We start from the raw sequence: 23,424 nt of genomic DNA on the forward strand, positions 1-23,424 counted from the left end.
CATATACGTAAACCTGGTTAACGATGAGTAACGACTTTAAGGATTTTTTGCCGATGCAGCCCATTTCAGGTACGCCGCCACAACCTCCGGGTGATGGCCCGCGTCCATCCCACGTCGCGGGCGAACAGCCCCTCTCCACACAGCAACGCACTGTACTGGAACGTCTGATCACCCGGTTAATCGCCCTGACGTCGCAGCAGAGTGCGGAAGTGTGGGCCGGGGTCAAACACGATCTGGGATTAAAGAGTGATGCGCCCATGCTGTCGCGCCACTTCCCTGCTGCGGAGCAAAACCTCAACCAGCGCCTGAACACCGCCCAGCAAAACCATACCACCCGGCAGATGGTCTCCCAGCTGACGGAGCTGCTGACTCAGGGTAATAACCGCCAGGCGGCCAGCGATTTTATTCGCCAGCAGTATGGCCAGACCGCTTTGAACCAGCTGACGCCCGAGCAGCTCAAAACGGTGCTGACGCTGTTGCAAAATAATCAGCTCAATATTCCGCAGCCGCAGCAGCGCCCGGCCACGGAGCGCCCGCTGCTGCCTGCCGAACACAATACGCTGAAGCAGATGGTGACCAAACTTGCCGCCGCCACGGGCGAGCCGACCAAGCTCATCTGGCAGTCGATGCTGGAACTGTCGGGGGTGAAAGCGGGAGAGTTAATCCCGGCCAGGCAGTTTACCCATCTTGCCACCTGGCTGCAGGCACGCCAGACGCTGAGCACCCAGAGTGCGCCCACGCTGCATACTCTGCAGGCTGCGCTGAAACAGCCGCTGGAGGCCCAGGAGTGGGACAGCATTCAGGACTATGCCCGACAGAACTGGCAGGCGACGCCGCAGACGGTGCTGACCACCGCCCAGGTACAGGATCTGCTCAACGAGATCTTCGTCCGCCGCACCGAGCGTGAAGCTGGCGTGACGGAAGTGCGCAATATCCAGCCAATTTACAGCCCGCTCTTTGCCCCGGTAGTGGAAACCTTCAGAACGCTGTCTGCCCGTCCAGGCCTGATGTTGGTTGCTTTAATCATTGCGCTGGCGATTTTCTGGCTGGTTGCCTGATGTTTTGCCCGGTGGCGCTACGCTTACCGGGCCTACAAAAACACAACCTGTAGGCCGGGTAAGGCGTAGCCGCCACCCGGCAACAAACCGCTAAGATTTCCGAAACGCCACCAGCGTCACCACAATCCCAACCACCGCTGAAACGGCTCCCGCCAGGAAGACCGAAGGATAACCAAACGAGGTGGCTAACAGCCCCGCCAGCGGCCCGGTCACGCCGTATGAGATATCCTGAAAGGCGGCATAGCCACCCAGCGCCGTGCCCCGCACCTGTGGGGCAACGCGTTTAACCACCTCAACACCCAGCGCCGGGAAGATCAGCGAACAGCCGCAGCCGGTCAGGGCTGCCCCCAGCAGTGCTACCGGCGCGGTCGGCGCCTGCCAGAGCAACACCAGACCCACGGTTTCAATCACCAGCGACGCCACCGCTACCTTCACGCCACCATAACGATCCGGCATCCAGCCGAACAGCACCCGCATCAGGACAAACGCGCCGCCAAAAGCGGTAAGCGTAAAACCGGCCATCGCCCAGCCGCGGCTCATAAAGTACAACGAGACGAAGGTACCAATCACCGCAAAGCCAACGCCCTGCAGCGCAAGGCCCAGGCCTGGCTGCCAGATCTGCCCCACCACACTCCACAGGGAAGGACGTTCGCCTTTATGGGCCGGAACTTTACGCACCGTGCCGTTAAACGCCCAGGCCAGCAGCGGCAGTGCCATGGTGGTGGCGGCCAGCGCCGCAAAGCCAAACTGGCTGTTGATCAAAAGACCCAGCGGCGCGCCTGCGGCCAGCGCACCATAGATAGCCATCCCGTTCCACGACATCACTTTGCCGGAACGCGCGGGCCCGACCAGCCCCATCCCCCATGTCAGGGTGCCGGTCAGCAGCTGGCTTTCACCAAAACCGAGAATTAAGCGCCCTACCACCAGCAGCGCGAATTTATAGGCCGCCTCCACCGGCAGCAGCGCGGCCAGTAGCCATGCGCCACCCGCCAGTGCGCAGGCGAACATGCCCTGCAATGCCGAGCGTTTTGCGCCGTGCTGATCCGCCAGCCGTCCGGCATAGCCGCGGGTTAACACCGTGGCTAAAAACTGAATACCCACGGCGATGCCGACCATGGTGTTGCCATAGCCCAGCTCCTGGTGCACAAACAGCGGGATCACCGGCAATGGCAAGCCGACGGTCATATAGGTGAGGAATACCGCAAAGGCGATACGGAACAGCGAGACGTTGCCGGAAGCGGCGTTTTTATCTTTGGTAACGGCCGTCATGCATAACTCCATGTTCAGGCATAAAAAAAGGGAGCCATCAGGCTCCCTTCTACTATACATTCAAACGCTTATGCTTTCAGCTTACGCATCACCAGCGTGGCGTTGGTGCCGCCGAAACCGAAGCTGTTGGACATGACGGTAGTCAGTTCACGCTCGGTTGTCGCAGTGACGATGTTCAGACCTGCGGCCTGCTCGTCCATCTCTTCAATGTTGATGCTCGGCGCGATAAAGCCGTTTTCCAGCATCAGCAGGGAGTAGATCGCTTCCTGCACGCCAGCCGCACCAAGGGAGTGACCGGTCATGGCTTTGGTAGCGGAGATAGCCGGGCTGTTGTCGCCGAACACTTCACGGATAGCACCCAGCTCTTTCACGTCGCCTACCGGAGTAGAGGTACCGTGGGAGTTCAGGTAGTCGATTGGGGTATCAACGCCATGCATCGCCATCTTCATGCAGCGTACTGCGCCTTCGCCTGATGGAGCCACCATGTCTGCACCGTCGGAGGTTGCGCCGTAGCCAACAATCTCAGCATAGATGTGCGCACCGCGGGCCAGAGCGTGTTCCAGCTCTTCCACCACGACCATACCGCCGCCGCCTGCGATAACAAAGCCGTCACGGCTTGCATCATAGGTACGGGAGGCTTTTTCCGGGCATTCGTTGTATTTGGTGGACAGGGCGCCCATCGCATCGAATTCACAGGCCATTTCCCAACCCAGCTCTTCGCCGCCGCCAGCAAATACGATGTCCTGTTTACCCAGCTGGATCTGCTCAACCGCGTTACCGATACAGTGTGCGGAGGTCGCGCAAGCGGAGCTGATGGAGTAGTTTACGCCGTGGATTTTGAACGGGGTCGCCAGACAAGCGGAAACCGCTGAACCCATCGCTTTGGTCACCACGTATGGACCGACCGCTTTCAGGCCGCGCGGGCTACGCATCGCGTCCGCACCAAATACCTGCGCTTTAGAGGAGCCGCCGGAGCCAGCAATCAGACCCACACGCGGGTTATTCTGATAAACCTCTTCGCTCAGGCCAGCGTCAGCAATCGCTTCCTGCATAGAGAGATAGGCGTAGATGGAGGCATCGTTCATGAAACGGACCACTTTGCGATCGATCATGCCCGTGGTGTCCAGTTTTACATTACCCCATACGTGGCTACGCATGCCGGAATCTTTAAACTCTTCAGAGAAGGTGATCCCGGAGCGTCCTTCACGCAGAGATGCCAGGACTTCCTGCTGGTTATTACCGATGCTGGAAACGATGCCCAAGCCAGTAATCACTGCACGTTTCATTCAATACCTCTGTAAGTCGCACTATTTAAGTTTCGAGTCGCACAATAGCGTACACTTGTACGCCGAACAAGTCCGATCAGCCAATTTCTGTGGAAATTTGCACCATCAGACGCACATCGTTAAGATCGCGGCACAGCCTGTCAGACGAGTAACTTACGTGAAACAAAACGCTATACAACCCGCCAACCTCGAATTCAACGCTGAGGGTACACCTGTTTCCCGAGATTTTGACGATGTCTACTTCTCTAATGATAACGGACTGGAAGAGACGCGTTATGTTTTCCTCGAAGGAAATCAGCTGAATTCCCGTTTTCCGCAGCATCCCCGCGATCTCTTTGTGGTGGCGGAGAGCGGATTTGGCACCGGGTTGAATTTCCTCACCCTCTGGCAAGCGTTCGATCGCTTTCGTGCAGCGCACCCTGACGCTACCCTGCAAAGGTTACATTTCATCAGTTTTGAGAAATACCCGCTGGCCGCCGACGATCTGCGTCTGGCGCATCAGCACTGGCCGGAATTAGCCCCCTGGGCGGAACAGCTTCAGGCCCAGTGGCCACTGCCTATCGCAGGCTGCCATCGCCTGCTGCTGGACGGCGGGCGCGTCACGCTCGATATCTGGCTGGGGGATATTAACGAACTCACCGACAAGCTGGATGATTCCCTGAACCAGCAGGTTGACGCCTGGTTCCTCGACGGTTTTGCCCCGGCCAAAAACCCGGATATGTGGACCCCAGAGCTGTTTGCCGCCATGGCGCGTCTGGCGCGGCCCGGTGGCACGCTCGCCACCTTCACCTGCGCCGGGTTTGTCCGTCGCGGCCTGCAGGAAGCAGGCTTCACCATGAAAAAAACCAAGGGCTTTGGCCGCAAGCGCGAAATGCTCGTCGGGGTGATGGAGCAGGATCGCCCCTCCCCTGCCCGCACCCCGTGGTTTGCCCGTCCGGCCAGCGACGGGCGCGAAACCGCCGTGGTGGGCGGCGGGATTGCCAGCGCGCTACTGTCGCTGGCGCTGCTGCGCCGTGGCTGGCAGGTGACGCTCTACTGCGCCGACGACGCACCGGCGACGGGCGCCTCCGGCAATCGTCAGGGGGCGCTCTATCCCCTGCTTAGCGCCCACGATGTGGCGCTGAGCCAGTTTTTCCCGACGGCGTTTACCTTTGCCCGCCGCCTGTACGACACCCTGCCGGTGGCCTTTGATCATACCTGGTGCGGCGTGACTCAGCTTGGCTGGGATGAGAAGAGTCAGCAGAAAATTGATCATATGCTCGCTCTGGGCCTGCCCGAGCAAATTGCGGTTGCGGTCAACGCCCGTCAGGTGGAAGAGAGCACCGGGGTGCCCACCGGCTGCGGCGGGATCCAGTATCCGCTCGGCGGCTGGCTGTGTCCGGCGCAGCTTACCGCGGCGGCGATCGCGCTGGCCCAAACTCTGGGCCTGCAGGTGCACTATGGCCGCAAGGTAACGTCGCTGGCGCAGACCGACGCCCGGTGGATGTTGCAGTTTGCCGACGGTGAGCAGGCGCAGCATGGCAGCGTGGTGCTGGCGAACGGACACGGCATCAGCCAGTTCAGCCAGACCACACCACTGCCGGTCTACCCGGTGGGTGGCCAGGTGAGCCATATCCCGGCGGCCCCGCAGCTGAGCCAGCTGCGCCAGGTGCTCTGCTACGACGGGTATCTGACCCCGCAAAATCCGGCCAACGGCCAGCACTGCATCGGCGCAAGCTATCATCGTGGGCAGACCGAGCCGCAGTACAGCGATGAGGACCAGCAGCATAATCGCCAGCGTCTGATCGACTGTTTGCCGCAGGCGGCATGGGCGCGTGAGGTGGATGTCAGCGCCGGCGAAGCGCGCAACGGCATTCGCTGCGCCACCCGCGATCACCTGCCGATGACGGGTGCGGTGCCGGACTATGAAGCCACGCTGACGGCTTATCAGGATCTCGCCAGCAATACATCCCAGGCGGTCAGCGCCCCGGCGTTCCGGAATCTGTTTATGCTGGGCGGGCTGGGCTCCCGCGGGCTTTGTACGGCGCCGCTGACGGCGGAGGTTCTTGCCGCGCAAATGAGCCACGAGCCGATCCCGCTGGACAGCCACACGCTGGCCGCGCTCAATCCGAACCGGTTATGGGTGAGGAAGTTGTTGAAGGGGAAGAGGGTGAAATCGTAGGCCCGGTAAGCTTAGCGCCACCGGGCGTCTGGCAAAGGAGCCGTTTTAACGCCGGGCGGCGCATCCGCTTGCCCGGCCTACATGTCCTGGCGCTAACTTATGACGTCAGGCTGGCTTTCTGAAACAAGGTTTCCCACATCCCCAGCACTAATGACTGGTCGCGCGGAGAGAGTTCGCCGGCCAGAATCGCTTTTTCCAGGCTGCGGGAGACTTCAGCATGCACCGCGTCCGCAGAGTGGTCGTCACCGGCTTCCAGTTCGGCGACGGCCAGCGTCAGGTGACCACGCAGATAACCGCTGGCAAACAGTTCATCGTCACTGGCGTGCTCCACCATGTCATCAATTAACGCCAGAATGCGTGATTCAAATTCTGCGATCATCTTCTTTCCTCAGTTAAGATCTTCCGGCCACGGGAAGTGTTCCGCCGTGATGTCCGGCGTGTGGTAATAATTCTGTAAAGCCTTGATCAAGCGCGCCGGACGTTCCGGGATGCCTTTCTCAAGGTACTCCATCACCTGCGCGTGCACGCGGCGCTGGAAGACAATACGGTCTGGCTCGAAGTCGCCTTCGAGATTGTCGCAGCTGACGTTGAACGGAAATCCTGCCGCCACGCAGAAGAGCCATTCCAGCGCCTGGGGTTTCACTTCCACATCTTCAAATTGCCCCTGGGTCGCAGCGTCACGCCCGTCCGGGCAGTACCAGTAGCCAAAGTCCACCAACTCGCGGCGCGCTTTACCGGCAATGCACCAGTGGGATATTTCGTGCAGCGCACTGGCGTAAAAGCCGTGGGCAAAGACGATCCGGTTGTACGGTAGCTCTGCATCAGCAGGAAGATAGATCGGTTCGTCGTCGCCTTTAATCAGACGGGTATTAAAATCTTGTGCGAAGCAGCCGTCGAAAATCTCAATCAGCTGTTCGTATTTATGCGTACTGTTCATTAGTTCATCCCCAACCAGTGGAGGATCTCCTGTCCGTGGCTGTCATAAAGAAGTTTGGCACTCATCACGGCCGAGACAATGACAATCATCGGACGGATAAGCTGTTGCCCTTTGCTTAACACCAGACGCGAACCTGCCCGTGCGCCCAGAAATTGTCCGGCCATCATTACGAAGCCGGTCGCCCAAATCACCTTCCCGCCGATGATAAAGAGCAGCAGACCACCGACATTAGAGGTGGCGTTCAGCACTTTCGCATGGGCGGTGGATTTGGCGAGGTTAAAACCGGCCAGCGTCACAAACGCCAGGGCGTAAAACGACCCGGCCCCGGGCCCGAAGAAGCCATCGTAAAAGCCGACGCAGCCGCCCGCAATCAGGGCAAACGGCAGACCGTGCAGGCGGCGCTGCCTGTCTTCTTCGCCCAGTTTCGGCATCAGTAAAAAGTAGAGGCCAATGCAGATGACGAGAATCGGCAAAATCTGGCGCAAAATATCGGACTGCACATGCTGAACCAGCAGCGCCCCGCTGGTCGATCCAATAAAGGTCATCAGGATGTTGAGCTTCTGATCGGCCAGGCTCACCACCTTGCGGCGGATAAAATAGAGCGAGGCGGATAACGATCCGCCACACGCCTGCAATTTGTTCGTCGCCAGCGCCTGGGCCGGGCTCATGCCCGCCGCCAGCAGGGCCGGAACCGTCAGTAACCCGCCGCCACCGGCCAGGGCATCAATAAACCCGGCCAGCATGGCGATAAAAAACAGCGCCACCAGCATCAGCGGCGACACCATAAACAACTCAGCAAATTGGTCCATCACAGGGCATGCTCATCCAGTAGCGCCTGGCAGGAAGGCGGCAACGGAGGCGGTGTCTTCTTCACAGGCTTGGTGGGTCCAGGTTTCGCTGGCTCAAACCAGCTTTGTAGTTCCGCGCCGCAGCCATCGCCTGGCGGCGGTAACGGTTGATCTTCACACTCGAGGCTGTTCGCCGGGCATCGCAGGCGCACGTGCATGTGCGCGCGGTGCTGGAACCACGGCCGCACTTTACGCAGCCAGTCGCGGTCGGTTCCGGCATCTTCGCATAGCTGCTGCTTGATGGCCGGGTTAACGAAGATACGTGTGACGTCGTTATCTTCCGCCGCCAGCTTGAGCATGCTGGAGACCTCCGGCGACCAGCGCGACGGCACTACCCGCTTGCCATCGCTGGAGACCAGATCGAGCGCCTGCGGCTTCAGCAGTTGCGAAGATGACCAGCGCGTTTTCGGCAGCTGGAGGAAGATATCGACATCCAGCCCGGTCTGGTGGCTGGCGTGGCCGCCATTAAAGCGACCGCCTGCCGGCATCCCCATATCGCCCACCAGCACCGTGCCGAGTCCCAGGTTATGCACCTGATTGCCCAGCCGCTGAATAAACAGCACCAGGTCCGGGTGGCCGAAGTAGCGGCGCTGGTCGGTACGCATCACCTGATACGTATCCGACTGCAGAGGAAGTTCCTGCGCACCAACGATACAGCCATTAGAGAACGCACCAATTGACTGGGCGCTACCTGCGATCGGGTGGGTAATTTTTTGCCACGGCGTTGCCGCCAGAGCGGCTCCACTGGCAAGCAGCGCCAGCAGAGCAATTGCGGTTTTTTTCATGGTTACCAGCGTGGAATGGTGGTCGTCACATCCGCATTCTGCGCGCGCTGGCGCAGGAAGTGATCCATCAGCACGATCGCCAGCATCGCTTCAGCGATCGGCACTGCGCGGATCCCGACGCAGGGATCGTGACGTCCTTTGGTGATCATCTCAACTTCTTCACCAGAGCGGTTAATGGTGTGGCCCGGCACGGTAATGCTGGAGGTTGGTTTCAGCGCAATGTTGGCGATAATCTGCTGCCCGCTGCTGATGCCGCCTAAAATGCCGCCCGCGTGATTGCTCTGGAAGCCCTGGGCTGTGATCTCGTCCCGATTCTGGCTGCCACGAAGCTGAACCACGTCAAAACCGTCGCCAATCTCCACCCCTTTGACCGCGTTGATGCTCATCATCGCATGGGCGATATCAGCATCAAGGCGGTCAAAGACCGGCTCGCCCCAGCCCGGCGGGACGCCGTCAGCCACCACGGTGACTTTGGCGCCAATAGAGTCGCCCTCTTTCTTCAGGGCGCGCATCAGTTCATCGAGCGCTTCCAGCTTCGAGGCGTCAGCGCAGAAGAACGGGTTCTGTTCAACCTGCTCCCAGTCGGCGATCGCCAGCGGGATATCGCCCATCTGGGTCAGACAGCCGCGAATGGTGATGCCAAACTTTTGCGCGAGGTATTTTTTGGCAATGGCCCCTGCCGCGACGCGCATGGCGGTTTCACGGGCGGAGGAGCGTCCGCCGCCGCGATAGTCGCGGAAACCATATTTCTGCTCGTAGGTGTAATCGGCGTGACCCGGACGGAACACATCCTTAATGGCACCGTAGTCCTGGGAACGCTGATCGGTATTCTCAATCAACAGGCCGATGCTGGTACCGGTGGTGCGTCCTTCAAAGACGCCTGACAGAATTTTGACTTGATCCGGCTCGCGGCGCTGGGTTGTGTAGCGTGACGTGCCTGGACGGCGTCGGTCGAGATCGTGCTGTAAATCGGCTTCAGTCAGTTCGATGCCTGGCGGTACGCCATCAACGATACAGCCCAGCGCCAGCCCGTGGGACTCACCAAACGTCGTCACACGGAATAATTGTCCAATACTGTTTCCTGCCATCACGGCTCCGTTTTCGTTGTTCTGTATTTGAGCTTTCTGTGTTTGCGCAATGTGAAACGGGCCGAAGCCCGTTGGATTAATCTTTGTAGATGCTGAAATGTTCGCGCGCGGCGAGAAGCTGCGCTTTGGTCAGCATGAAGACGCCGTCCCCACCGTTGTCGAACTCGAGCCAGGTGAACGGCACATCCGGATATTGCTCCATCAGATGTACCATGCTGTTACCCACTTCACAAATCAGAATGCCGTTGTCGGTGAGATAATCTGGCGCACAGGCCAGAATGCGGCGGGTCAGCTTCAGGCCGTCGGAGCCGGAAGCCAGGCCCAGCTCTGGCTCGTGACGGTATTCGTTTGGCAGGTCTGACATATCTTCTGCGTCAACGTACGGCGGATTGGTCACAATCAGGTCGTACTGCACTTTTGGCAGGTCACGGAACAGATCGGAACGGATCGGCGTGACGTGATGGATCAGACCGTGCTCTTCAATATTGTGTTCCGCTACCGCCAGCGCATCAGGGGAGATATCGACAGCATCCACTTCCGCTTCCGGGAAGGCGTACGCGCAGGCAATGGCGATGCAGCCGCTGCCGGTACACATATCCAGGATATGCTCAGGCTGATGGTCAATCAGGCCGGCGAACTGGTTGTTGATCAGTTCACCAATCGGCGAGCGCGGCACCAGCACGCGTTCATCGACAAAAAACTCATGGCCGCAGAACCAGGCTTTGTTGGTGAGGTACGCTACCGGAATGCGCTCGTTAACGCGACGGATCACGCGCTCAACGATGCGGTGTTTTTCGCTGGAGGTAAGGCGCGCGGAGCGCATATCTTCAGGAATATCCAGCGGCAGATAGAGGGATGGCAGAACCAGCTGTACCGCCTCGTCCCACGGGTTGTCGGTACCATGGCCGTACCAGATATTGGCCGCGCTGAAACGGCTGACCGCCCAACGCAACATGTCCTGAATGGTTTGCAGCTCATTTACCGCTTCATCGACAAAAATTTTATCCACTATGTTCTCCAGGGCATGCTCGCTAAATTTTCGGCGGCTAGTGTGCCATGAAGACGGCGATAAATCAGCACTGTCGCTAACGGCTTGCGGGTAAAAAATGCGTTTTGCCGCGCAGTGAGTCAGGTACACTGTCGGAAATAAGAGATGAGACGACCCCATGAAAAAGAAAATATCGCTCAGCGAGGAGGATCAAACGCTGTTTCGTCAGCTAATGACCGGCACGCGTCAAATCAAGCAGGACACCATTGTCCACCGCCCGCAGCGCAAAAAAGTGAGTGAAGTTCCGGTAAAACGGCTGATTCAGGAGCAGGCCGACGCCAGCCACTACTTTTCCGACGAGTTTCAGCCGCTGCTGAACACGGAAGGTGCGGTGAAATATGTGCGCGCGGACGTCAGCCATTTCGAGCTGAAAAAACTGCGTCGGGGAGATTATTCGCCGGAGCTGTTCCTCGATCTGCACAGGCTGACCCAGATGCAGGCGAAACAGGAGCTGGGCGCGCTGATTGCCGCCTGCCGTCGCGAACATGTTTTTTGTGCCTGCGTTATGCACGGCCACGGCAAACATATTCTCAAGCAGCAAACCCCACTGTGGCTGGCTCAGCATCCACACGTGATGGCATTTCATCAGGCACCGAAAGAGTATGGCGGTGATGCCGCCTTGCTGGTGTTGATTGAAGTGGAAGAGTGGCAACCGCCTGAGCTGCCCTGAGAGGCAGGCGGGTGGCTCATGCTACCCGCCTGGGTCCGATTTACATCAGATAGCTTTCGCCATCTTCAGATTGCAGGGGCTCATCTGCCAGTTGAAGACGCCAGCACCCGTTTCAGAGAGGGTAACGTTGGCAATGGCAGAGGTGCTGAACATCGGCGGCGTTTCGCCCGGGCAGAGTTCAGCCACCAGATAGCCGACTAACGGCAGATGGGAAATTACCAGCGCAGAGGCGACACCTTCATTGCACAGCGCCTGAAGATAGGCACTGACAAGACCCACGTCGCCACACGGGGTAAGCTCTGGCAGAACATCGACATTGGCTGGCAGGTTCATACACTCCCCTACCACATCCAGCGTCTGTTCAGCGCGTAAGAACGGGCTGACGAGGACACGTTCAATATCCACTTTTTGCCCTTTCAACCAGGTAGCCATTTGACGGGACTCGTCACAGCCGCAAGGCGTCAGAGGACGTACAGAGTCACTGGCAGCATCAAGTGCCGCGTCACCGTGACGCATGATAAAAACTTGCATATTGCACCGCTTTTGTTGACCAGGATCACCGGTGTTATTACCCCGTGTGAACACATAACGAGGTAGAAAACCCGATGGCCGGGCATTGTGCCTGATCCATCCGTTGAATGAAACGCTGTTTTTTACCTCAACGGCGTAAGTATAGTCAATGTCTGTTTACAAATTAGACAGGACCAGACCCTTCAACGGCGGATTTACTCTTATTTGACCTTAATTTACAAGGTCAGTTTCCTTTGCTGGCCAAAATCGCAGCCCCTGATCCGCCATCTGCAATAATGTGTCACACGGTGTAAACCGCGGCCCATATTGCACAGCCAGTCGTTGTAAAATCGCAACAACTTCACCCGCACCTACGCTATCCATATAGCGGAACGGGCCACCCAGGAAAGGTGGGAAACCAATGCCAAAGACGGCGCCAATGTCGCCATCGCGGGCATTTTTAATGACCTTCTCATCAAAGCAGCGTGCCGCTTCGTTGAGCATCATCATCACGCAGCGTTCCGCGCACTGGGTCGCAGAGAGTTTGCCCTCGCCGCCAGACTTAATAAGCCCATAAACCGCCGGGTCGACCCGCTTCTTGCTTTTACGCCCTTTTGGGTCGTAAAGATAGAAACCGCGGCCATTTTTTCTGCCTTTGCGATCGTCATTCAAAATTGCAGAAACAATGTTTGCGGGCGCGCTAAACCGTTCTCCATAAGCGCTCTCCAGCACAGGTATAATTTTAGTGCCGGTATCGATTCCCACCTCATCCAAAAGTTGGATTGGGCCAACGGGGAAACCAAACTTCACCAGCGCATTATCGATATGCTCGACCTTTTCGCCTTCGGTCAGCAGGCGCATGGCCTCGTTGATATAGGGGGCCAGAATGCGGTTGACGTAGAACCCGGCTTTATCAGCCACCACCACCGGCGTTTTGCCCTGCATTTTTGCCAGCTTAACGACGGTGGCAATGGTCTGCGGGCTGGTTCCGGCATGGGGTATAACCTCCACCAGAGGCATTTTTTCGACCGGACTAAAGAAATGCAGCCCAATCACCTGTTCAGGGCGCGCGGCCTGCGCTGCAATATCGCCAATCGGCAACGACGAGGTGTTAGAGGCAAAGATAGTGTGCGGCGCACAGTTCGCTTCGACCTCGGCCACCATCTGCTGTTTCAGCGCCAGATCCTCAAATACTGCCTCAATCACCACATCGCGATGACGGAATCCGCTGTAGTCAGTGGTGCCGGAGATCAGCGCCAGCTGGCGATCGCGCTCGCTGGCTTTGATATGGCGGCGTTTGACCTTTTTATCAAGCAGCTGCCAGCTGTACTGCAGGGCGTGGTTGATCCCTTTCGGGTTGATGTCTTTGATCCGCACCGGTAATTTGCCTTTGCTGGCGCTGACGAAGGCGATCCCGCCCCCCATCAGTCCGCCGCCCAGCACGCCAATTGATGCCAGCGGCGCAGGCTCGGCTTCGCTGCCGGGATCTTTTTTCACGTCGGTGCTGGCAAAAAAGATGCTGCGCAGCGCCTGAGACTGCGGCGTCATCGCCAGCTCGCCAAAGGCTTTCGCTTCTGCGGCATAGCCGCTGCTGCTACCCTGGGTCAGACCGGTATGAATAACCTCAAGAATGCGTTTTGTCGCCGGGTAGTTGCCCTGGGTTTTTTGCTCGGTTTTGTTCGCCACCATTTTAAACAGCAGCGCACGGCCCAGCGGCCCTGCCAGCACGCGCTCGCGCACCGGTAAGCGACGACTGTCGGGTTTGCCTTTCAGCGCGCGCGCCACGGCGGCATCCAGCAGAATGGAATGCGGAACCACCTCATCCACCAGCCCGACTTTCAGGGCCTGACGCGGGCGCAGCTGTTTGCCGGCGAGGATCATCTCCAGCGCCGTGCTGACACCCACCAGTCGCGGCAGGCGCTGGGTGCCGCCTGAGCCCGGCAGTAAGCCAAGCTGCACTTCCGGCAGGCCCAGCACCGTTTTGGCGTCGTCGGTACAAATTCGCCCATGGCAGGCCAGCGCCAGCTCCAGGCCGCCGCCGAGACAGGCGCCGTTGATCGCCGCAATCACCGGAATGGTCAGGGCGTGAATTTCGGCCATGATCTGCTGCCCCTGACGGGCCAAATCTTCCGCTTCCTGGGCGCTTTCAGCGCGGGCAATCATGTTGATATCGGCCCCGGCGATAAAGTTATCCGGCTTGGCCGAGATAAATACCAACCCGCGCAAGGCTTTGTTTTCTCGCACCTGTTTGAGGATAGCGCGAACCTGACCGCCAAACTCCGCTTTCAGGGTATTCATCTTTTCGCCTGGGGCGTCAATGGTGACGACCGCCACGTTGTCCGGACGTACGTCCAGGGTGAATGCCGTTGTCATCTCCATTACTCTGCCTCCAGAACCATTGCGGCACCCAGGCCACCCGCAGCACAGGCGGTGACCAGTCCAAACCCACCGCCGCGACGGCGCAACTCATGCAGCGTCTGGGTGATCATCCTCGCCCCGGTCGCCGCAAAGGGGTGACCGTAGGCAATGGAGCCCCCCAGCACGTTAAATTTGCTTTCGTCCACTTCACCGGTGGCGTGGGCGCGGCCCAGCACATCCCGGGCAAAACGGTCGCTTGCCAGCAGTTGCAGGTTAGCCAGAGTCTGCGCGGCAAAGGCTTCATGCATGTCGATGAGCGTCAGATCGCCCATCGTCAGTCCGGCGCGCTCCAGCGCCAGCGGCGTGGACCAGGCCGGCCCCAGCAGCATGTCCTGCCAGACATCAATGGCGGTAAAGGCATAGCTGCGCAGATAGCCGAGCGGCTTCAGGCCCAGCTCTCTGGCGCGGGATTCGGTCATCAGGATCACCGCTGCCGCGCCGTCGGTTAAAGGCGTGCTGTTCGCCGCCGTGACGGTGCCATGTTTGCGGTCGAATGCCGGACGCAGTTTCGCATAATCCGCCAGCGTAGAGGTGCCGCGAATATTGTTATCCTGGCTTAGCGGTTCGCGGAATGGTGGGGTGTAGGCGGTCATCACCTCCTCCGCCAGCTTGCCTTCGGCCCAGGCTTCTGCGGCGCGCTGGTGCGAGCGGTGCGCCAGGGCATCCTGCTGCTCACGGGTGATGCCATAGGTTTTCGCCATCTGTTCGGCGGTATCCCCCATTCGCAGCCCGGTGGAGTATTCCGCCACGGCGGGCGGAACAGGAAGGAGATCGCGCAGACGCAGGCGCGAGAACAGTGACAGCCGCTGCCCGGTGGTGCGGGCCTTGTTGACGTCTACCAGCACGCGCGCGAGCTTTTTGCTGACGCCGATCGGTAATACGGAGGAGGAGTCTGCGCCCCCGGCTATCCCGGCGCGAATGGTGCCGGTAATCAGGCTTTCTGCCACGTTCGCTACCGCCTGAAAGCTGGTGGCGCAGGCGCGGCTGACGCTGTAGGCATCAGTGTGGACATTCATTCCGGTGCCCAGCACGATTTCACGGGCGATATTCGGCGCTTCCGGCATTTGCACGACCTGGCCAAAGACCAGCTGTTCAATCACCTCGGGTGGGATTTCACTGCGAGCCAGCAGCTCCCCTACAACCATTTTTCCCAGATCGACGGCAGGTACGCCATGATACGCCGTCGCCTGACGGGCAAATGGCGTGCGTAATCCACTGACAATGGCAATGCGATCCCCCTGACGGGTGATTAGCGGTAATGCCTGACTCATAACGCTCCCCTGTGAATAACAAATGCGCAAAGTGGTCTGACCTGATAACAGTCTTAACTAAATTTTTACATTAGCCAATCGGGGAGAGGAAAAATTGCGAGCGAACACACAGAGAGGAGACGAAACGCCTCCCGGAAGGGAGGCGCGGGAAGGAATTAACGCAGACCGAGTTGAAAAATCAGGGATTCTGCTTCGCAGCTGAACACGAAGTCGATGTCCAGACGAACGCCGCCTTCCACTTCGGTGAAGTTGGCGTTGATTGTGCACGGTTCGGACTCCACGCTGCGGGCTTTTTCGGTCAGCGCGGCCAGCGTCTCTTCGGCGTCGGCACGGCGGGTAAACTCACGGCTGTAAGAGGCGGTGCAATCCGTGTTGTCCACAATGGTGCCCACATCCATACAGCAGCAAACCGGGGTTTCATCAGCACTGCATTTACTCATAGTAGATTTCCTCTTCATTCGCGCATGGCGCGAGATAAACACGATGCTGATATTTTACGCGCCGGGCGGGAGCGGCTCCAGTTGTTAATGGCTTTAAACCGGGTAAGTGAGCAATATCACAAGTAAAAATGATCTAAAACAAAAATCACCCATTAGGAGGACGCGAACTGGTCACAATTTTGCCAACCAGATCCCGTTTCGAAAAACATATCGGTAAATATTCATAAACACCCTTGCAACATTCTATCTGGTCAGACCTATACTCTCGCCACTGGTCTGATTTCTAAGTGTTACCACAGACCCTACACTTCGCGCTCCTGTTACGGTATGTAACAAAAATTGAATAAAAATAACTCAATGAGGTTATGGTCATGAGCCAGAAAACCCTGTTCAAAAAAACTGCGCTGGCAGTCGCAGTGGCAATCGTCTCCACCTCCGCCTGGTCAGCGGGCTTTCAGTTGAATGAGTTCTCTTCCTCAGGCCTGGGCCGCGCCTATTCCGGGGAAGGTGCTATCGCTGATGACGCAGGGAACGCGAGCCGTAACCCTGCCCTGATCATGATGTTTGATCGTCCTACCTTCTCCGCAGGCGCCATCTTTGTTGACCCTGATGTGGATATCTCTGGACGCTCGCCAACGGGCGCAAGCCTGAACGCGGATAACATCGCGCCAACAGCATGGGTGCCAAACCTGCACTTTGTCGCACCAATCAATGATCAATTCGGCTGGGGCGCATCCGTCACCTCTAACTACGGACTGGCGACCGAGTTCAATAACAACTACGCAGCAGGGGCATACGGCGGTACCACCGACCTGGAGACCCTCAACCTGAACCTGAGCGGTGCTTATCGCCTGGATAATCACTGGAGTTTCGGTGTTGGCTTTGATGCGGTCTATGCGAAAGCGAAAATTGAGCGCTACGCGGGTGACCTGGGTCGCATCGTTGCAGGCTCCGGCGCATTACCTCCGGCTCTGGCACGACAGGTCGCGGGGATCCAGGGAGATACCCAGATTGCCTACCTGAAGGGTGATGAGTGGGGCTTTGGCTGGAACGCCGGTATTCTGTATGAAATCGATAAGAACAACCGCTATGGCTTGACCTACCGCTCTGAAGTGAAAATCGATTTCGATGGCGACTATAAGAGCAGCCTGCCTTCAGCCTATAACCAGATCCTCGGCAACTTTGGTCTGCCAATGGGGACGGATGGCCGCACCACTGGCGGTTCTCTGACCCTGAATTTACCTGAGATGTGGGAACTGTCCGGTTATAACAGAGTCGCGCCGCAATGGGCCATCCACTATAGCCTGACCTACACGAGCTGGAGCCAGTTCCAGGAGCTGAAAGCGACTAACAGCGGCGGTGATACGCTTTTCTATAAAGACGAAAGCTTCCGTGACGCTTACCGCATCGCCTTGGGTACCACCTACTATATGGACGATAACTGGACGTTCCGTACCGGTATTGCCTTCGATGACAGCCCGGTTCCGGCAGACAAACGTTCTATCTCCATTCCGGATCAGGATCGCTTCTGGCTGAGCGCCGGTGCGACCTATGCATTCAACAAAGATGCCTCAATTGATGCGGGTGTCTCTTATATGCATGGTCAGAAAGTGTCGTTCCAGGAAGGTCCGTATGAGTTTTCTTCTGAAGGTAAAGCCTGGCTCTATGGCATGAACTTCAACTACGCGTTCTAATCACGCAGGGATAAAAAAAGGTGAGCCTCGCGCTCACCTTTTCTTTTTTATTCCGCATCAATCTCGGAGAGTTCATTCTCGATCGCTTTCGCGTTCGGGTTCTCTTCCGGTTTCAGCTTACCGCCGTTAGCAATGAAGTCGTGATTCTGGAAGTACGCTTCACGCACCATGAGATACGGATCGGAAGACTGACGCAGCAGACCGTCTGAATCCAGCAGTTGCGCGCGCGTCTCTACCCCTTCCAGCGTCCACTTACCCACCGACAGCGGCCAGGTCAGCCACGACAGCACCGGATAGAGCGTATCGACCATATCACCGCCGTCATCACGCAACGTGAAGCTACCGTAGAACGGCAGATGCACATACGGGCCGTAACCCACATTGTAGTGACCCAGCGTACTACCGAAACGGTGCGGCTGTTCGCGCTGCAGCTTCGGATTCGCCATCCCGGCAACGTCAATAAAGCCCCCCATCCCTAACAGGGTGTTCAGGAAGAAGCGGGTAAAGTGGACCATCCCCTGATAGGGATCGCCCTGCAGGAAGTAGTTCGCCATCACCGCTGGCTCTTCGAGGTTGCTGGTGAAGTTGCTCAGCCCGTTACGGGCAGGTTGTGGAACATAATCCCGCCATGCCACCGCAACCGGACGCACCACATACGGATCCAGCACGTTGTAGTTGAAGTTGTACATGGTGCGGTTAAATCCTTCCAGAGGATCGGAGCGCCCCTGCTGCTCGCCAGAGCTGGCGCAGCCCATCAGCAACGTGGTGCTCAACGCAACCACCGACAGCCGAAGTTTCATATCTTTCTCCCTGTTAAGTATGGCTATCAGCAAAAGCCATCCGTCATGGCGCTTTCGCGCTCTGTCTGTAAACGTGTAAGTGATTGTATCAGCGCGTTTACTGATGTCTACGACCACAAATCGGGGCAATAAACACTCTCTGGTATGATCTCAGAATAGCCTGGCTTTAGGTTTTCGTTTGGCTGGCAATTTTATACGGCCTTTGCCGGCGATGTATCGCCTTTATTGCCATTACAGGAATTTAAGAGCTTCCCCACGGGCGGCGGGAGAAAAAGCGCTACGCTTAAAGGTATCTGCAACCTATGGAGCATTGCGATGGACGAGCTAAAAGAAGAAAAAATTGATAGCCATACCGAAGAGCTGGAAGTTGAAAGCGAGGAGAATCGCCGGGGAAAGAAGATTGAGGTTGACGAGGATCGCCTGCCCTCACGTGCAATGGCAATCCACGAACATATTCGCCAGGATGGTGAAAAGGAGCTGGAGCGCGACGCCATGGCGCTGTTCTGGTCGGCCATTGCCGCCGGATTATCGATGGGCGCCTCCCTGCTGGCGAAAGGGATTTTTCATGTCGAGCTTGAAGGGGTGCCCGGCGGCATAATCATCGAAAACCTCGGATACACCTTTGGCTTTATTATCGTGATTATGGCGCGCCAGCAGCTCTTCACCGAGAATACCGTCACCGCCGTACTGCCGGTGATGCAAAGCCCAACCTGGGGTAATTTCGGCCTGCTGATGCGCCTGTGGAGCGTGGTACTGCTCGGCAATATTATCGGCACCGGTGTCGCCGCCTGGGCGTTCGAGTTTATGCCGATATTTGATGAGCCCACCCGCGACGCCTTTGTGAAAATCGGGATGGGGGTGATGGAAAACAGCCCGGCAGAGATGTTCGCCAACGCGATCATCTCCGGCTGGATTGTCGCCACCATGGTCTGGATGTTCCCGGCGGCCGGTTCAGCGAAAATCGTGGTCATTATCCTGATGACCTGGCTTATCGCCCTGGCCGATACCACCCACATCGTGGTGGGGACAGTGGAAATCCTGTACCTGGTGTTTAACGGCACCATTCACTGGACCGAGTTTTTCTGGCCCTTCGCGCTCCCTACCCTTGCCGGTAACATCTGCGGCGGTACCTTTATTTTTGCCCTGCTCAGCCATGCGCAAATCCGCAACGATATGTCGAATAAGCGTAAAGCTGAACTAAAAGCGAAAGAGCAAGCCCAGCAGGAAAAAGAGGAAGAACGCAAAAAAGCGGTGTGAGTGGCGACACTTTAAGCAGTCAGGCGGTCACGCGCTTAACGCATTGTATAAATGACGTTATACTCGTGCCGCTTTGTCCCCTTAGTTAAATGGATATAACGAGCCCCTCCTAAGGGCTAGTTGCAGGTTCGATTCCTGCAGGGGACACTTTCCTGCCGTCAGATTTACCATTTTTTCCCGCAACGTCGTAAGTTACTTTCTGTTCAATAGCACCCATAAACACAACTTAACGGGTTGCTGTAATGTACTCTCCCGCCATCAGAACGTATCCCTGGCTTACCAGGTAATACAAAATTGAACGGAGAAAGTTGATGAAAAAGATCCTGATCGCGCTGGCTTTAATCGCCCCATGCTCAGCCTTTGCTGGGGTTGTGTTTCACCCTGTAGAACGCGCAGCCGTGGTCGCAAATTCCGCCCACCCGGTAGCGGCTGCAACGGTTACCGCGCAGGCAAGAAATCACCGTGCCGCCAGGGTAGATGCTGTTAACTGCAACGATGGGCATTGCGTACAGCGCGGTAACGTCATTCGCTAAGCGTTACGGAGCCCCGAAAGCTCGGGGCTCTCACCGGATGTTATTTCATCGAATCATTCAGCAGTGACAACACTACCTGTGACGTCTGGTTGGCTTTGGTCATTAACGAGGCGAACGTTTCCTGGAGCATTTGCGCCCGGGCCATACTGGACACTTCCGCGGCATAGTCTGCATCTTCAATCCGCGAGCGGGACGCATTGACCGCAACAGACATTGTCGCCTGGAGATTTTGCGTGGACTCTAACCGGTTCGCCACAGCGCCCAGCGTGCTGCGTCTTTCATCAACCTGTTTAATGGCATTATCGAGCGCGGCCAGAGGATTCTCAGGATTTTTCAGGCGGATCTCATCGCCGACTTCAGCGATATTCAGGGTCGTATAGTTGGTCGCCGCATCCGTAGAGGCACTAAAAGACGCCTGGTAGTAGATCTGGAGATCCCCCAGACCATTCAGCGTTTTTAGCAGGAAGCGGGCAGGATTCTCATCAGTCAAAACCAGAGTGGCTTTTTTTGTCTCAGTGCCGTTCACCACTTCCATGTAGTAATTACCGTCCGCGTCCAGGCGCAGCACATCGTTGGAGATATTACCTTTGGCATCGGTATAACGTACGTTGACCTTCGCAGGATCCATCGTGACCCGTGACGACCCGCTGACCTGATTCACATCAGAGAAATTATTCAGGCTGGTGGCGTTATTCGCCGTCACCACAAGCGAACTGTTCGTACCGTCAGTCGTGGTCGTTACTGAGGCAGTGTAATAGTTAAAATTTCCATTGCCATCGTCCACTTCCATAATGTACTGGCTGCCTGACTTCAGGAGTCGGGAACTGGAGCCGGGAAGCGGATTATTACTCGCATCCCTGAAGCTCAATGCTGCGGTCGTAGCATCAATATTGGGCGTAGTCGTCACGACAGCCGGAAGTGTAGCGAAATCCGTATCCAGTTTTGCCGTGGTGCTGGTCATTTGTGCGGTGACGGCACCCGATGAACCGTAGCTCAGGGTTGCAGGATAATAGAAATCATCCTGCTCAATATAATACTGACCGTTTGATTCTCTTAATGACGGCGGGGGACTATTGCTTAACATTCCCCCGTTGGTATCGATATAGCTCACCGAAGTAATGGTCCGGCTATTTAGCTGGGTGACGCTGCTGTAGAGAGGCGTTCCATTGGTGGCACTGATATTTACAGTTCCGGTTCCGCTGGCGGTATCCCAGCTTGCCGCCGTGGTGGCCTGATAATAAGCTGGCTTGCCGTCGGCTCCCGTGTCCTGAATGTAATACCGGCCATCAGTGGCGTTTCGCACCAGTTGCGGCGAGTTGTATGAGCCCGTCGGATACCAGGTTACGCTGACATTGCCGCTGTTCAGGTCGATATTACTGGCATTTCCAGAAACCTGATTGATATCTGAAACTTTACCGCTGATGCCACGAATAACGAAATCCTTCAGGCCGATACTCTCTACGCTGAAATTTTTCGATAAATCGAGGGAGATTTTTTCATTATCCCGGGTGCCGACCTGAAAACCGACGGTACCCGCACTGCCATTCAACAGATTGATGCCGTTAAAGTCGACAGCGCCGTTCAGGCGGTCGATCTCTTTAAGGTTTAAGTTGATTTCGGCCTGAATGGTATCAGCATCCACCAGGGTATTGGATTCACTGAGCCCTTTGACTGTAAGCTCGCGAATACGCTGCAAACGATTGTTAATTTCATCCATTGCGCCTTCGGCCGTCTGAATCATCGACAAACCATCACCAGCATTACGTTGCGCCTGCTGCAGCCCATTTTGCTGGCTGGTCATGCGGTTAGCAATCGCCTGGTTGGCCGCATTGTCCTTCGCGCTATTGATACGCATGCCGGAAGACAAATTGCGGATAGACTGCTCCAGGGCAGAGGTGTTTTTTGCAGATTGACCCCGCAGCGTTAACGCCATCAGGTTAGTTTTTAGGCTCAGCATTTCGATATACCGATACAGGTTTCTCTGAAGCTGTTATCGGTCATACAGTGGATTAGTTGATGATTTATTTGAGCCTTAACCAAATTTGGTAGGGAGGCGTGGCGCATAATTGCGAATATGTTAATGCGCTCCAGCGTTACGAAGACGCCCAAAAGCCGATAATAACCCTGTCATCGGCACGGTTTAAGGAGGATTACATGCCAAAAGCACTACTCATCATCGATATGCAGAATTTTGTCATGGAAAGAATTCAGCAGGGCGTAGATTACTTCCCACATAACAGCATTGAAAACATGACCTCTGTAATTGAAAAATTCAGAAAATCAGGCCATCCCGTCATCCATGTTCGCCATCAGACGCCTGAACAGGGCTCACTTTTCCATCCCCGCTCGCCATCCAGCTTACCCCTGGACGCCTTCAAAGAATTAGCGAACGAACCGGTCTTTATCAAACACACCTCCTCCGCGTTCAGCTCAACGGAATTAATGCCTTATCTTCAGGACGTGCAGATTTCAGAGGTTGTTGTTATTGGCGCGGTGGCAGGATTTTGCGTTAACTCCACCGTCAGAATGGGTGCCGACCTTGGGTTAAAAATGACAGTAGTAAAAGATGCGGTGATCAGTTTTGAACTGAGACAATCTCAGCTCAGCGCAAAAGGCATTCATGATGTCACCCTTGCGCTACTTGAGGCCGATTTTGCCCAGGTGGCAGACGCCACGGCACTACAGCTGTCCTGAATAGTGTGCCGTGGGCGACCATCGCCTGGCACGCCCCTCACGCTCCAGGGTATAATCTGCCAATCATTTGACAGATTTCAGAAACGACGATGACCAAACTCACACTACAAGAGCAGATGCTGAAAGCTGGCTTAGTCAGCAGTAAAAAGCTGGAAAAAGTGCAGCGCACCGCCAAAAAGTCCCGCGTCCAGGCGCGTGAGGCCCGGGAAGCGGTAGAAGTGAATAAGCAGGCGCAAATTGAGCGCGACAAAGAGCTTAGCGAACAGCAAAAGCAGGCGACGCTGGCAAAAGAGTATAAGGCGCAGATCAAGCAGTTGATTGAGATGAACCGCATCGTCATTGCCAAAGGCGATATCGGCTTTAACTTCACCGACGGCAATCTGATTAAAAAAATCACTGTGGATAAGACCACGCAAAAACAGCTGATCAATGGCCGTCTGGCGATTGCGCGTCTGGTTGCTGAAGCGGGTCGCGAGAGCGAATACGCCATCATCCCTGCCGTTGTAGCGAATAAAATTATCCAGCGTGATGCGAGCTATATCGTCTTCAGCGGTGAACTGACGCAAGAAGCGAAGGATGAGGACGATCCGTACGCTGATTTTGTCGTGCCTGACGATTTGATGTGGTAACACTTAAAGGCCACCTCCCGGCGAGGTG

The 23,424-nt window shown here is 56.6% G+C and carries 22 protein-coding genes and 1 tRNA gene; 9 read left to right on the top strand and 14 right to left on the bottom strand.

Annotated elements, in window-relative coordinates; all coding sequences use genetic code 11:
- The first annotated feature begins 53 nt into the window (after nucleotides 1-53).
- Entirely contained in the window at nucleotides 54-1,058 is a 1,005-nt protein-coding gene (flk, locus tag GNG26_RS15815; protein ID WP_156239445.1) for a flagella biosynthesis regulator Flk, read from the top strand.
- Between the two features lie 90 nt (nucleotides 1,059-1,148).
- Here the strand turns inward: flk and GNG26_RS15820 are convergent, their stop codons facing one another.
- On the bottom strand, nucleotides 1,149-2,327 hold the full coding sequence (locus tag GNG26_RS15820; RefSeq protein WP_114314357.1) for an MFS transporter: 1,179 nt from the start codon (nucleotides 2,325-2,327) through the stop codon (nucleotides 1,149-1,151).
- A 68-nt stretch (nucleotides 2,328-2,395) separates the two neighbouring features.
- Complete coding sequence (gene fabB, locus GNG26_RS15825; protein ID WP_114386035.1) at nucleotides 2,396-3,613, bottom strand: beta-ketoacyl-ACP synthase I; 1,218 nt, start codon at nucleotides 3,611-3,613, stop codon at nucleotides 2,396-2,398.
- Between the two features lie 157 nt (nucleotides 3,614-3,770).
- On the opposite strand from fabB, the gene mnmC reads away from it, so the two are divergent.
- A complete protein-coding gene (mnmC, locus tag GNG26_RS15830; RefSeq protein ID WP_197080102.1) occupies nucleotides 3,771-5,774 on the top strand; it encodes a bifunctional tRNA (5-methylaminomethyl-2-thiouridine)(34)-methyltransferase MnmD/FAD-dependent 5-carboxymethylaminomethyl-2-thiouridine(34) oxidoreductase MnmC in 2,004 nt (667 codons plus the stop codon).
- Between the two features lie 97 nt (nucleotides 5,775-5,871).
- Here the strand turns inward: mnmC and GNG26_RS15835 are convergent, their stop codons facing one another.
- The 6 genes from GNG26_RS15835 to prmB all read right to left on the bottom strand — a co-directional run bounded on the left by GNG26_RS15835 (nucleotide 5,872) and on the right by prmB (nucleotide 10,441).
- Nucleotides 5,872-6,153 (bottom strand): YfcL family protein, encoded by a 282-nt coding sequence (locus GNG26_RS15835; protein ID WP_103825173.1) that lies wholly within the window; start codon nucleotides 6,151-6,153, stop codon nucleotides 5,872-5,874.
- Nucleotides 6,154-6,162: 9 nt separating this feature from the next.
- Nucleotides 6,163-6,711, bottom strand: a complete 549-nt coding sequence (locus tag GNG26_RS15840) for an elongation factor P hydroxylase (protein ID WP_114314355.1) — start codon at nucleotides 6,709-6,711, stop codon at nucleotides 6,163-6,165.
- Nucleotides 6,711-7,520, bottom strand: a complete 810-nt coding sequence (locus GNG26_RS15845) for a sulfite exporter TauE/SafE family protein (protein WP_103180532.1) — start codon at nucleotides 7,518-7,520, stop codon at nucleotides 6,711-6,713. Before GNG26_RS15845 ends, GNG26_RS15840 begins: the two co-directional genes overlap by 1 nt.
- Nucleotides 7,520-8,344 (bottom strand): penicillin-insensitive murein endopeptidase, encoded by an 825-nt coding sequence (mepA, locus tag GNG26_RS15850; protein WP_156239447.1) that lies wholly within the window; start codon nucleotides 8,342-8,344, stop codon nucleotides 7,520-7,522. The genes GNG26_RS15845 and mepA overlap by 1 nt, the downstream gene beginning before the upstream one ends.
- Before the next feature lie 2 nt (nucleotides 8,345-8,346).
- Complete coding sequence (gene aroC / locus GNG26_RS15855; RefSeq protein ID WP_103180536.1) at nucleotides 8,347-9,432, bottom strand: chorismate synthase; 1,086 nt, start codon at nucleotides 9,430-9,432, stop codon at nucleotides 8,347-8,349.
- A 76-nt stretch (nucleotides 9,433-9,508) separates the two neighbouring features.
- Entirely contained in the window at nucleotides 9,509-10,441 is a 933-nt protein-coding gene (prmB, locus tag GNG26_RS15860) for a 50S ribosomal protein L3 N(5)-glutamine methyltransferase (RefSeq protein ID WP_114386029.1), read from the bottom strand.
- 157 nt (nucleotides 10,442-10,598) lie between these two features.
- Here prmB and smrB point away from each other — a divergent pair, with 157 nt between their 5' ends.
- Nucleotides 10,599-11,150 (top strand): endonuclease SmrB, encoded by a 552-nt coding sequence (gene smrB / locus GNG26_RS15865; RefSeq protein WP_156239448.1) that lies wholly within the window; start codon nucleotides 10,599-10,601, stop codon nucleotides 11,148-11,150.
- A 45-nt stretch (nucleotides 11,151-11,195) separates the two neighbouring features.
- On the opposite strand, the gene sixA is transcribed toward smrB, so the two are convergent.
- The 4 genes from sixA to GNG26_RS15885 all read right to left on the bottom strand — a co-directional run bounded on the left by sixA (nucleotide 11,196) and on the right by GNG26_RS15885 (nucleotide 15,789).
- The gene (gene sixA, locus GNG26_RS15870) at nucleotides 11,196-11,681 is read right to left on the bottom strand and encodes a phosphohistidine phosphatase SixA (protein ID WP_103180541.1); all 486 of its coding nucleotides are present in this window, start codon (nucleotides 11,679-11,681) and stop codon (nucleotides 11,196-11,198) included.
- Nucleotides 11,682-11,891: 210 nt separating this feature from the next.
- On the bottom strand, nucleotides 11,892-14,039 hold the full coding sequence (gene fadJ / locus GNG26_RS15875; RefSeq protein WP_156239449.1) for a fatty acid oxidation complex subunit alpha FadJ: 2,148 nt from the start codon (nucleotides 14,037-14,039) through the stop codon (nucleotides 11,892-11,894).
- Nucleotides 14,039-15,349: an acetyl-CoA C-acyltransferase FadI gene (fadI, locus tag GNG26_RS15880; protein ID WP_114386027.1), complete on the bottom strand. Its 1,311-nt coding sequence runs from the start codon at nucleotides 15,347-15,349 to the stop codon at nucleotides 14,039-14,041. Before fadI ends, fadJ begins: the two co-directional genes overlap by 1 nt.
- A gap of 155 nt (nucleotides 15,350-15,504) precedes the next feature.
- Entirely contained in the window at nucleotides 15,505-15,789 is a 285-nt protein-coding gene (locus tag GNG26_RS15885; protein WP_156239450.1) for a YfcZ/YiiS family protein, read from the bottom strand.
- Nucleotides 15,790-16,160: 371 nt separating this feature from the next.
- Between GNG26_RS15885 and fadL the strand changes: the two genes are divergently transcribed.
- Entirely contained in the window at nucleotides 16,161-17,483 is a 1,323-nt protein-coding gene (gene fadL, locus GNG26_RS15890) for a long-chain fatty acid transporter FadL (protein WP_197080103.1), read from the top strand.
- Nucleotides 17,484-17,530: 47 nt separating this feature from the next.
- On the opposite strand, the gene mlaA is transcribed toward fadL, so the two are convergent.
- Nucleotides 17,531-18,283, bottom strand: a complete 753-nt coding sequence (gene mlaA, locus GNG26_RS15895; RefSeq protein ID WP_103825183.1) for a phospholipid-binding lipoprotein MlaA — start codon at nucleotides 18,281-18,283, stop codon at nucleotides 17,531-17,533.
- 315 nt (nucleotides 18,284-18,598) lie between these two features.
- On the opposite strand from mlaA, the gene GNG26_RS15900 reads away from it, so the two are divergent.
- From GNG26_RS15900 to GNG26_RS15910, 3 genes are all read left to right on the top strand, one after another.
- Nucleotides 18,599-19,540, top strand: coding sequence for a formate/nitrite transporter family protein (locus GNG26_RS15900; protein WP_156239452.1), 942 nt, complete (start codon nucleotides 18,599-18,601; stop codon nucleotides 19,538-19,540).
- Nucleotides 19,541-19,615: 75 nt separating this feature from the next.
- Nucleotides 19,616-19,687, top strand: a tRNA-Arg gene (locus tag GNG26_RS15905).
- 164 nt (nucleotides 19,688-19,851) lie between these two features.
- A complete protein-coding gene (locus tag GNG26_RS15910) occupies nucleotides 19,852-20,073 on the top strand; it encodes a hypothetical protein (protein WP_103180578.1) in 222 nt (73 codons plus the stop codon).
- Nucleotides 20,074-20,113: 40 nt separating this feature from the next.
- Here GNG26_RS15910 and GNG26_RS15915 read toward each other — a convergent pair whose 3' ends face one another.
- A complete protein-coding gene (locus GNG26_RS15915; RefSeq protein ID WP_156239453.1) occupies nucleotides 20,114-22,030 on the bottom strand; it encodes a flagellin in 1,917 nt (638 codons plus the stop codon).
- Nucleotides 22,031-22,227: 197 nt separating this feature from the next.
- Here GNG26_RS15915 and GNG26_RS15920 point away from each other — a divergent pair, with 197 nt between their 5' ends.
- Together GNG26_RS15920 and GNG26_RS15925 are read left to right on the top strand one after the other, a co-directional pair.
- Nucleotides 22,228-22,767, top strand: coding sequence for a cysteine hydrolase family protein (locus GNG26_RS15920; protein WP_156239455.1), 540 nt, complete (start codon nucleotides 22,228-22,230; stop codon nucleotides 22,765-22,767).
- An 89-nt stretch (nucleotides 22,768-22,856) separates the two neighbouring features.
- Nucleotides 22,857-23,396 carry a DUF2058 domain-containing protein gene (locus GNG26_RS15925; RefSeq protein ID WP_103825186.1) on the top strand — a complete coding sequence of 180 codons (540 nt, stop codon included), beginning with the start codon at nucleotides 22,857-22,859 and terminating at the stop codon, nucleotides 23,394-23,396.
- The last annotated feature ends 28 nt before the right edge of the window (nucleotides 23,397-23,424 follow it).

The organism is Leclercia sp. J807 (assembly GCF_009734465.1).
Taxonomy (GTDB): domain Bacteria; phylum Pseudomonadota; class Gammaproteobacteria; order Enterobacterales; family Enterobacteriaceae; genus Enterobacter.